Origin of the sequence: Cellulomonas endophytica, from assembly GCF_004123805.1 — a bacterium.
Lineage (GTDB): Bacteria > Actinomycetota > Actinomycetes > Actinomycetales > Cellulomonadaceae > Cellulomonas > Cellulomonas endophytica.
The window spans coordinates 1-10180 of the sequence record NZ_RWJX01000100.1 but is presented as its reverse complement, the minus strand read 5'-3'; the positions used below and the strand labels follow the sequence as shown (position 1 = coordinate 10180).

Here is a 10180-nt window from a genome sequence, read left to right as displayed (position 1 = left end):
GATCTGCCGGCGGCGACCGCCGCGCCGGCGGCCGGGAGCACCGAGCGGCGCAGCGGCACGGCCCGCGTCGCGCCCGTCGGGGTCGGGCGGACGCGGACGCTCACGCGCTCGGGGCCCTCCGGGTCGGGCGGCACCGCACGCCGCGCGCCGGTGCGGGGCGCCGCCCCGTCCCGGGACGCCGCGCCCGCGGCGGGGGCGGCACCGTCACCGCCGTCCACGTCCACGTCCACGTCCACGCGCGGGGCCGCGTCGGCCTCGGCCGTCGTGGTGCCGCGGACGGCGGGCGTGCCCGTGCCCCCGCCGCCGGCCGCGACGGTCGTGCCGGTCACGTCCGTGGCGGGGTCGGGGTCCTGCGCCGGGACCGGGGCGAGCACCGTCGTCGCGTCGGGCGCGTCCGGGCCGCCGGCCGGGCGCGCCACAGCCTCGGCCTCGGCCGCCTCGCGCGCTGCGGCCTCCCGCAGCTGCCGGCGGGTCGGCACGGGCTCGTCCCGCGACACCGGCACGACGCCGATGCTGCCCGTGACGGGGGCGGGTTCGTGGGCCGGGGGCGGGGCCCCCGGCGACCGCGGGTCCGAGCCCTCCGTCGTCGCACCGGCACCCGCCACGGGGGCGGCGGGATCGGGCACGACCGGGATGCCCTGGGTCCGCAGCGCCCGGCGCGACCCGGGCGCGGGCACGACCGCGAGCGAACCCGTGGCGGTCCCGGGCGCGGCGGGGACCGCGGCGGACGGCGACGCGTCGGTGCCCGCCCCGGGGCGCTCGTCCTCGGGTGCCGGCGTGCGGAGCTCGCGCCGCCGACGGCGCTCCCCGGTCTCAGTCATGGGGTCCTCTGTACAGGCGGTGCTTGGCGATGTGCTGGACGACCCCGTCGGGCACGAGGTACCAGGCGGGGAGCCCCGTGCGGACACGGTGCCGCACGTCGGTCGACGAGATGGACAGCGCGGGGATCTCCAGGATGCTCACGCGGTCCGTCGGCAGGCCCTCGACCGACAGGTGGTGGTCGGGCCGGGTCACGGCGACGAACCGCGCGAGGGCGAAGAGCTCGTCGGCGTCCTTCCACGACAGGATCTGCGCGACGGCGTCGGCGCCGGTGATGAAGTACAGGTCGGCGTCCGGGTGCAGGGCGTGCAGGTCCCGCAGCGTGTCGACCGTGTACGTCTCGCCGGCGCGGTCGATGTCGACGCGGCTGACCGTGAACCGCGGGTTGGACGCCGTGGCGATCACGGTCATGAGGTACCGGTGCTCGGCCGGCGTCACGACCTGGTGGCTCTTGAGCCGCGGCCGGCCCGTCGGCACGAACACGACCTCCTCGAGGTCGTAGCGCGCCGCGACCTCGCTCGCCGCGACGAGGTGGCCGTGGTGGACGGGGTCGAAGGTGCCGCCCATCACCCCGATGCGGGTGCGACGACCCTGCTCGGGCGTGCCCTCGGACCGCTCGTCCACCGTGCGTCCCCCTGACCGCGTGCCGGAGCCGACCCGGCTCAGTGCCGGGTGCCGACGCTCCGGAACGCGAACGTGATGAGCAGGAGCGAGACGAGCCCGGCGAAGGCGGCGAGGCCGAAGACCAGCGGCGGGAACGGCAGCTCGATCGTGCGCTCCGCGGTCTCCTCGACGGCGGCGAACAGGGCTGCGTGCACGGCGACCTCCTGGTGATGGGGGTGGAGCGGGTGGGCGGTGCGGGCCGCCCGGCTGCGGGGGCCAGTCTCCCACGGGTGCGGCGCCCCGGGGACGCGGCGCGGCGGCGGCCACCTGTCGCGCGGTCCGGGGTCTCGGCGCGCCGGCGGGGCGCGCCGGTCAGGGGCGGACGTGCCCGTCCCCGTGCACGACCCACTTCGTCGTCGTGAGCTCGGCCAGCCCCATAGGGCCCCGCGCGTGCAGCTTCTGCGTCGAGATGCCGATCTCCGCGCCGAGCCCGAGCTGGCCGCCGTCGGTGAAGCGGGTGGACGCGTTGACCATGACGGCCGCGGAGTCCACCTCCGCGACGAACCGCTCCGAGGCCGCGAGGTCGCGGGTGAGGATCGCCTCCGTGTGGCCGGAGCTCCACCTGCGGATGTGCTCGAGGGCGTCGTCGAGCGTGTCGACCACCCGCACCGCGAGGTCGGCCGACAGGTACTCCGTCGCCCAGTCGAGGTCGGTCGCCGGCACCGCCCGGGTGCCCTCCGGCGCGAGCGCGAGGGTCCGGGCGTCGCCGTGCACCGTGACGCCCGCGGCGGTGAGCGCCGTCAGGGCCCCGGGCAGGAAGCCCTCGGCGGCCTCCGCGTGCACGAGCAGCGTCTCGGCCGTGTTGCACGTGCCCAGGCGCTGCGTCTTGGCGTTGAGGAGGACCTCGAGCGCGGGTCCGGGGTCGGCGCTGGCGTCCACGTAGACGTGCACGTTCCCGACGCCGGTCTCGATGACGGGGACGGTCGACTGCTCCACGACCGTGCGGATGAGGTCGGCCCCGCCGCGCGGGACGAGCACGTCGACGAGCCCCCGCGCCCGCATGAGCGCCACCGCGCCCTCACGCCCCCACGCGTCGATCGACTGCACGAGGTCGGCCGGCAGGCCCTGGGCCACGAGCGCCCGGCCGAGCACCGCCACGACGACCTCGTTGCTGCGCGCCGCGGCGGAGCCGCCGCGCAGGACCACGGCGTTGCCGCTCTTCAGCGCGAGCCCGACCGCGTCGACCGTGACGTTCGGCCGCGCCTCGTAGATCATCCCGACGACGCCGAGCGGCACCCGCAGCTGCCGCAGGCGCAGCCCGTTGGGCAGGGTCTGGCCGCGCACGACCTCCCCCACCGGGTCCGGCAGGGCCGCGAGCTCGCGCAGGGCGTCCGCGATGCCGACGACCCGCTCCGGCGTGAGCGCTAGCCGGTCGAGCAGGGCCGGGGACGTCCCCGCCGCGCGGCCGCGCCCGAGGTCCTCCGCGTTCGCGGCCAGCACCTCGTCCGTCGCGGCGACGAGCGCGTCGGCCAGCGCGTGCAGGGCGGCGTCCTTGCGGGCGCGCGGGGCGGTCGCCAGGGCACGCGCCGCCACCTTCGCGCGCCGGGCGACCTCCCGGACGGCGTCCTCCGGGCCGGGGGCCGGGCTCGGGGCACCTGCCGGCGCGGGCACCGCACCGGCGGGGGTCGACGGTGCGGCCACGGCCGCGGCCGGGCGGGCGGTCTCGTCGAGCGTCGTCATGCGGGCCAGGGTAGTGCGGGCCGCCGACAGGGCGGGAGGAGGGTCAGCCCCCGGTCGTCGCCCCCGGGTCCGCGGCCGGCCGGCCGGCCCGCGCCGCCCGCCGGGCCCGGCCGACGAGCACGAGGTCGTCGCGGTGGACGAGCTCCCGGTCGTACCCGGGCCCGAGGGCCTCGCGGAGCTCGCCGGTGGACCGGCCCAGCAGCGCGGGCACCTCGGCCGCGTCGAACGCGACGAGGCCCCGGGCCAGCACCACGCCGTCCGGGCCGACGATCTCGACGGGGTCGCCCGCGTCGAAGTCGCCCTCGACGCCCGTGACGCCCGCCGGCAGCAGGGAGGTGCCCCGCTCGCCCACGGCCCGCGCGGCGCCGGCGTCGACGAGCAGCCGCCCCCGCGTCCGGGCCGCGTGCGCGAGCCACAGCAGGCGCACGGACGCGCGCCGGCCCGTCGCGGCGAACCAGGTCCCGGCGTCGCCGCCGTCGAGGGCCTCGGCGGCGCGGGCCGCGGCCGTGAGGACCACGGGGATGCCGGAGGCGGTCGCGATGGCCACGGAGTCCAGCTTCGTCACCATGCCGCCGGTCCCGACCGCGGAGCCCCGTGCGGACACGTCCACGCCGGCCACGTCCTCCGGCGCGTGCACCACGGGGATCCGGCGGGACCCCGGCCGGCCGGGCGGCCCCGTGTGCAGGCCGTCCACGTCCGTGAGCAGCAGGAGCGCGTCCGCCCGCACGAGGTGGGACACCAGGGCCGCGAGGCGGTCGTTGTCCCCGAAGCGGATCTCCTGCGTCGCGACCGCGTCGTTCTCGTTGATGACGGGGACGACCCCCAGCGCCAGCAGGCGCTCCAGCGCGCGGCTGGCGTTGCGGTGGTGCGTGCGGCGCACGGTGTCCTCCGCCGTGAGAAGCACCTGCCCCACCCGCAGGCCGTGCCGTGCGAAGGAGCGGGCGTAGTGGGCGACGAGGAGCCCCTGCCCCACGGACGCGGCCGCCTGCTGCGTCGCGAGGTCGCGCGGCCGCCCCGGCAGGCCGAGGGGTCCCAGCGCGGACGCGATGGCACCCGACGACACGAGCACGACCTCGCGCCCGGCCGCGCGTCGCGCCGCCAGCACGTCGACGAGGGCGTCGAGGCGGACGGGGTCGAGGCGGCCGCGGGTGTCCGTCAGGGACGACGAGCCGACCTTCACGACGACGCGCGCCGCCGCGGCGACCGCCCGCCGCCCGGCCGCGCCCGTGGCGACGGCCGCGTCGTCCCCCGGGCCCCCCGGTCCGCCCGGGGTCCCCTCCGCAGGGGCGGGACCGCGCTCGGGGGCGGCACCGGGCGTCGGGACGGCGTCGGACGTCACGGCCGCATCCTGCCCGTCGCCCGCCCGCTCACTCCGGCTCGGTCCAGACGCCGGACTCGCGCTCCGTCCACAGCTCGGCGCGCGCGGCGGCCTTCGCGTCCATGCGCTCCTTGAACTCCGTGCGCTTCTCGCCGCGGGTCGGGCGGCTGCGGTCCTCGAGGCGCAGGTCGGTGCCGCGGCTGCCCAGCAGCTCGACCCCCGCCTGGAGCGTGGGCTCCCAGTCGAAGACGACCGCGTTCGTGTCGGGCCCGATGCGCACCTCGTCGCCCGCGACCGCACCGGCGCGCAGGAGCTCCTCCTCCACACCGAGGCGCGCGAGGCGGTCGGCGAGGTAGCCCACCGCCTCGTCGTTCGTGAAGTCCGTCTGCCGCACCCACCGCTCGGGCTTCGTGCCCCGCACCTGGAACCACAGGCCCGTGCCGTCCTGGCGTCGCTTGACCGTGAAGCCCTGCTCGTCGACGGCCCTCGGCCGCAGCACCACGCGGGTCGGCGCGGGCTCCGGCGCCTCGCGGCGGGCGCGCTCGACGAGCTCGGCCAGCCCGAACGTGAGGGGCCGCAGACCCTCGTGGCTGGCCGTCGAGATGACGAAGACGGGGATGCCGCGCGCCTCGAGGTCGGGGCGCACGAGCTCGGCCAGGTCCCGCGCCTCGGGCACGTCGACCTTGTTGAGCACGACGACGCGGGGGCGCTCGAGCAGCGGCACGCGGCCGCCCTCGATGCCCAGGTCCGCGGAGTAGGCGGCCAGCTCGGCCTCGATGACCTCGAGGTCGCTCAGCGGGTCGCGGCCCGGCTCGAGCGTCGCGCAGTCGAGCACGTGCACCAGGACGGCGCAGCGCTCGACGTGACGGAGGAACTCCAGGCCGAGGCCGCGGCCCTCCGAGGCGCCGGGGATGAGCCCGGGCACGTCGGCGACCGTGTAGCGCGAGGACCCCGCCTGCACGACGCCGAGGTTCGGCACGAGCGTGGTGAAGGGGTAGTCCGCGATCTTCGGCCGCGCCGCGGAGATCGCGGCGACGAGGGACGACTTGCCGGCGCTCGGGTAGCCCACGAGGGCGACGTCGGCGATCGTCTTGAGCTCGAGCACGACCGACGCCTCGAGGCCGGGCTCCCCGAGCAGCGCGAAGCCGGGGGCCTTGCGCCGCGGGGACGCCAGCGCCGCGTTGCCCAGGCCGCCGCGGCCGCCCTCCGCGACGACGAAGCGCGCCCCCGGGCCGACGAGGTCGGCGAGCACCGTGCCGTCCGGGGACTTCACGACGGTGCCGTCGGGCACGCCGAGGACGAGGTCCTCCCCCACGGAGCCCGAGCGGTGGTCGCCCATCCCCTGGGTGCCGCTGCGGGCGTGCCGGTGCGGCAGGTGGTGGAACTCGAGCAGGGTCGTCACCTGGGGGTCGACCTCGAGGACGACGGACCCGCCGTTGCCCCCGTTGCCGCCGTCGGGACCGCCCAGCGGCTTGAACTTCTCCCGGTGGACGGACGCGCAGCCGTGGCCGCCGTCCCCCCCGGTCGCGTGCAGCACCACCCGGTCGACGAACGTCGCCATGGTTGCCTCCCTCCGGCCCTCGAGCCGCTCGCGCCGGCCGCGGGTGCGCGGCACGGCCTGCCCCTGCGGGGCGTGGTCCGGTGCGGACGGCGGGGGCCCCGCGGCGGGCACCGGTCCGGCCGCGCGGGGTGGACATGCCGAGAGGGGCGCACCGTGCGGTGCGCCCCTCTCGGCGTGGTCCGGGAGGCTCAGGCCTCGACGGGCACCACGATGTCGATGACCTTGCGGCCGCGGCGCTGGCCGAACGTCACGTTGCCCGCGGCGAGCGCGAAGAGCGTGTCGTCACCGCCCCGGCCGACGTTCACGCCGGGGTGGAAGTGCGTGCCGCGCTGGCGGACGATGATCTCGCCCGCCTTCACCAGCTCGCCGCCGAACCGCTTCACGCCGAGGCGCTGGGCGTTGGAGTCGCGACCGTTGCGCGAGGAGCTCGCGCCCTTCTTGTGTGCCATGACGTTCCTGCCTTCTGCTCTGGACTACCAGGGGAGGGGTCCGCGCCGGGGCGCGGGCGGCCTCACGCGATCGCGGTGACCTTCAGGCGGGTGAGCGACTGGCGGTGGCCCTGACGCTTCCGGTAGCCCGTCTTGTTCTTGAACTTGAGGATCCGGATCTTCGGACCCTTCTGGTCGCGGACGACCTCCGCCGACACGGTCACGCCGGCGAGCGTCGCCGCGTCCGAGGTGACCTTCTCGCCGTCGACGAGGAGCAGGGCGGGCAGCTGGACCGTCGCGCCCGGCTCCGCCTTCAGGCGGTCCACGACGACGATGTCGCCGACGGCGACCTTCTCCTGACGGCCGCCGGCCTTCACGATCGCGTACACCACGTCTCTGCTCATCTCTGCTCGTCGGGCGAGTGCCCGGGGAAAACCTTCCGGCCCGCGGCCGTCGGCGCCCGCGCTCCACCGCCGGGGATCCGGGTCGGGGTTCGCGTCGGCGCCGCTCGCGGCCGCACACAGGTCGGCACGCGCTGGACGCGCCGACGTCCAAGAGTACGGAGCGGGACCGGCCGGGTCAAACCGCGTCGGCCCCGCGGGTCACGGGCGGCGGTGGGCCGAGGGGCCCACCGCCGTCCGCGTGCCGGTCAGCGGTCCGCGCCGTCCTCGGGCGTGCCGCCGTCGGCGCCGGCGGGCGACGAGCCCTGCCCCGGCGCCGCGTCCGGCCCGCCCGCCGCGTCGTCCGCCGCCGTGTCCGCCCGTCCCGGCAGGTCGAGCGCGAAGACGCCGGGGTCGACGGCCGCGAGCTCCCACTCCTGCTCGCCGCCGCCCGCGGGCGCGGCGGGGCGGACGCGCCCGGCGAAGGCCGCCAGCACGTCGAGGCCGGCCGTGCGGGGGCCGGAGCCCTCGCCGCCGTCCGCGGCGGCCGTCGGGAGGCCGGCCGGCGACCCGGCGTCGGCCGGAGCCGGGGAGGTCGCGACGACGACGTGCTCGACGCCCTCGAGACCCGTCGGGCCCGCGAGCCCCTCCCGGTCCACGGCCCCGTCCACGGCCCCGTCCACGGCCCCGTCGACGCCGTCACCGGCTACCTCGGCGCCCTCGGCGCCGGCGAGGGCGTCCCGGAGCGCCTGCCCCTCCAGCACCGCCACGGCGGGGGTGCCGTCGCCGGAGCCCTCCGTGACGTCCTGCGCGGGGGCCGCGTCGGGGGCGTGGTGCTCGTGGGCGTGGGCCGCGGCGGCGGCGATCGTCGCCAGGGTGGCCTTCACGGCCTCCCGGGCGGCGGGCAGCACGGGCACGCCGGCGTGCGGGGCGTCCGCGGGCGCCCCCTCCTTGCCGCCCCGGCGCCGCTTGCCGCGACGCGCGTCACCCTCCGTGTCGGGGGCGGCCGGCTCGGGCCGCGTGCCCTTCTCGACGGGCTCGGCGTGCACCACGAACCCGCGGCCGTGGCAGTGCTCGCAGGTCTCGCTGAAGGCCTCGACGAGGCCCTGCCCGACCCGCTTGCGCGTCATCTGCACGAGGCCGAGGGAGGTGACCTCCGCGACCTGGTGCTTCGTGCGGTCCCGGCCGAGGCACTCGACGAGGCGCCGCAGCACGAGGTCGCGGTTGGACTCCAGGACCATGTCGATGAAGTCGACGACGATCATGCCGCCGATGTCCCGCAGCCGGAGCTGCCGGACGATCTCCTCCGCCGCCTCGAGGTTGTTGCGCGTGACGGTCTCCTCGAGCGTGCCGCCGGCGCCGGTGAACCGGCCCGTGTTCACGTCGACGACCGTCATGGCCTCCGTGCGGTCGATGACGAGGGAGCCGCCCGAGGGCAGCCAGACCTTGCGGTCCATGCCCTTGGCGAGCTGCTCGTCGATCCGGTGCGCGGAGAAGACGTCGCCCGTGCCCGTCCAGCGCTGCACCTTCTGCGCGAGGTCGGGCGCCAGGTCCCCGATGTAGCCGGAGATGGTGGCCCACGCGTCCTCGCCCTCGACGAGGAGCGCGGCGAAGTCGTCGTTGAAGATGTCCCGCACCACGCGGATGGCCATGTCCGGCTCGCCCTGGAGCAGGGCCGGGGCCGACGCGGTGCGCTGCTTCTTCTCGATGGCCTCCCACTGCTGCTGCAGGCGCAGGACGTCGGCGCGCAGCTCCTCCTCGCTCGCGCCCTCGGCCGCGGTGCGCACGATGACGCCCGCCGACTCGGGGACGACCTCGCGCAGGAGCTTCTTCAGGCGGTTGCGCTCCACGTCGGGCAGCTTGCGGCTGATGCCCGTCATGCCGCCGCCGGGCACGTAGACCAGGTACCGGCCGGCCAGCGTCACCTGCGAGGTGAGGCGGGCGCCCTTGTGGCCGATGGGGTCCTTCGTCACCTGCACGAGGACCGGGTCGCCGGACTTCAGCGCCTGCTCGATGCGGCGCGGCTGGCCCTCGAGGCCCGCGGCGTCCCAGTTGACCTCGCCGGCGTAGAGCACGGCGTTGCGGCCCTTGCCCAGGTCGACGAAGGCGGCCTCCATGCTCGGCAGCACGTTCTGCACGCGGCCGAGGTAGACGTTGCCGACCATCGACGCCTGCGCCTGGTGGGACACGTAGTGCTCGACGAGCACGCCGTCCTCGAGGACCGCGATCTGCGTCCGGCCGTCGCGCTCGCGCACGACCATCGTCCGCTCGACGGACTCGCGGCGGGCGAGGAACTCCGCCTCCGTGAGGATCTGGCGGCGGCGGCCGGCGTCGCGGCCCTCCCGACGGCGCTGGCGCTTGGCCTCGAGCCGCGTCGACCCGCGCAGGGCGGTGGGCTCCTCCGAGCGCGTGCGGGCGCGGGGCGCCGCCGCCTCCGGCTCGTCGCCGGCGGTCCGGGTCCCGCGGCGGCGGCGGCGACGCCGACGGCTCGAGCCGCCCGCCTCGTCGCCCTCGTCCTCGGTCCCGACGCCGTCCTCGTCGTCGTCGTCCTCCGGCTCCTCGCCGGTCGCACCGGTCGGCACGTCCTCCTCGGCGGCGGCGTCGGCCGTGCCCTCGTCGGCCCCCTCGTCCTCGCGCTCGTCCGTGCGGCTGCGGCGGCCGCGGCCCCCGCGCCGACGACGACGGCGGGGTCCGCCGTCCCCGCGCTCGGCGTCCGACTCGTCCTCGTCGTCGTCCTCCCCGTCCTCGACGAGCGCCGTCTCCCCGAGGGCCGCGTCGGCCGCGTCCCCCACGGGCAGGAGCGCGTCGAGCGCGTCGGCGACGAGGTCGTCCACGACGAGGTCCTCGGTGGCAGGCCCGTCGTCCTCGGCCACGTCCCCGGCCACGTCCCCGGCGACACCCGCCGTGGTGCCGGCGGCCGCGTCGGCCCGCGCGTCCGCCGTGCGGCCGCGACGGCCCCGACGACGGCCGCCGCGGCGGGACGCCTCGCGGGTGTCGTCGCGGGCCTCGTCACCGGTCTCGTCGCGTGCCGGGCCCGGCGTGCCGCCGGCCGCGGCGGGGGCGGACGCACCCGCGGCGAGCGCCTCCGCGGCGGCGCGGGCGGCGTCGGAGATCGCCTCGGGCGCCCCGGCCGGGGCCAGCACGCGGCGGCGTCGGGGGCGGGCCCCCGGGTCGGGGGCCTGGAAGAGCAGGGCCGTGGTGGCGAGGCGGGGCGTGCCCGAGCCGGCGGTGGTGGCCGCGGGGCTCTCGGCCGGGGCCGACGGCGCCGACGACCCGGGGGCCGGCTCGGCGGCGGGTGCCGTGCTCGTGGCGGCGGGCGCGGCGCCCGTCG

8 protein-coding genes and 1 pseudogene are annotated in these 10180 nt (G+C 77.8%); all 9 read right to left on the bottom strand.

What is annotated here, in order from left to right:
• Nucleotides 1-821: pseudogene (locus EJA20_RS16975) on the bottom strand (hypothetical protein); the annotation flags it as partial.
• Nucleotides 814-1443: a nicotinate-nucleotide adenylyltransferase gene (gene nadD, locus EJA20_RS16970; RefSeq protein ID WP_276319557.1), complete on the bottom strand. Its 630-nt coding sequence runs from the start codon at nt 1441-1443 to the stop codon at nt 814-816. The gene nadD and the pseudogene EJA20_RS16975, both read right to left, overlap by 8 nt.
• Nucleotides 1444-1481: 38 nt before the next feature.
• On the bottom strand, nt 1482-1637 hold the full coding sequence (locus tag EJA20_RS18865; RefSeq protein ID WP_164984042.1) for a hypothetical protein: 156 nt from the start codon (nt 1635-1637) through the stop codon (nt 1482-1484).
• A 157-nt stretch (nt 1638-1794) separates the two neighbouring features.
• Nucleotides 1795-3162, bottom strand: coding sequence for a glutamate-5-semialdehyde dehydrogenase (locus tag EJA20_RS16965; RefSeq protein ID WP_129339717.1), 1368 nt, complete (start codon nt 3160-3162; stop codon nt 1795-1797).
• Between the two features lie 43 nt (nt 3163-3205).
• Entirely contained in the window at nt 3206-4342 is a 1137-nt protein-coding gene (gene proB, locus EJA20_RS16960) for a glutamate 5-kinase (RefSeq protein WP_240675605.1), read from the bottom strand.
• Between the two features lie 187 nt (nt 4343-4529).
• A complete protein-coding gene (gene obgE / locus EJA20_RS16955) occupies nt 4530-6041 on the bottom strand; it encodes a GTPase ObgE (protein ID WP_129339715.1) in 1512 nt (503 codons plus the stop codon).
• 188 nt (nt 6042-6229) lie between these two features.
• Nucleotides 6230-6490 (bottom strand): 50S ribosomal protein L27, encoded by a 261-nt coding sequence (gene rpmA, locus EJA20_RS16950; protein WP_129339714.1) that lies wholly within the window; start codon nt 6488-6490, stop codon nt 6230-6232.
• A gap of 62 nt (nt 6491-6552) precedes the next feature.
• Nucleotides 6553-6861 carry a 50S ribosomal protein L21 gene (gene rplU, locus EJA20_RS16945; protein ID WP_205687561.1) on the bottom strand — a complete coding sequence of 103 codons (309 nt, stop codon included), beginning with the start codon at nt 6859-6861 and terminating at the stop codon, nt 6553-6555.
• A gap of 257 nt (nt 6862-7118) precedes the next feature.
• Nucleotides 7119-10180, bottom strand: a 3062-nt coding sequence (locus tag EJA20_RS16940) for an Rne/Rng family ribonuclease (RefSeq protein ID WP_164984041.1), incomplete at its 5' end; no start/stop codon positions are given.

Bases quoted from the DNA above. Each gene is read 5' to 3' on its own strand.
- obgE (WP_129339715.1), bottom strand. From the start codon at position 6,041: ATGGCGACGTTCGTCGACCGGGTGGTGCTGCACGCGACCGGGGGGGAC.
- EJA20_RS16965 (WP_129339717.1), bottom strand. From the start codon at position 3,162: ATGACGACGCTCGACGAGACCGCCCGCCCGGCCGCGGCCGTGGCCGCA.
- rpmA (WP_129339714.1), bottom strand. From the start codon at position 6,490: ATGGCACACAAGAAGGGCGCGAGCTCCTCGCGCAACGGTCGCGACTCC.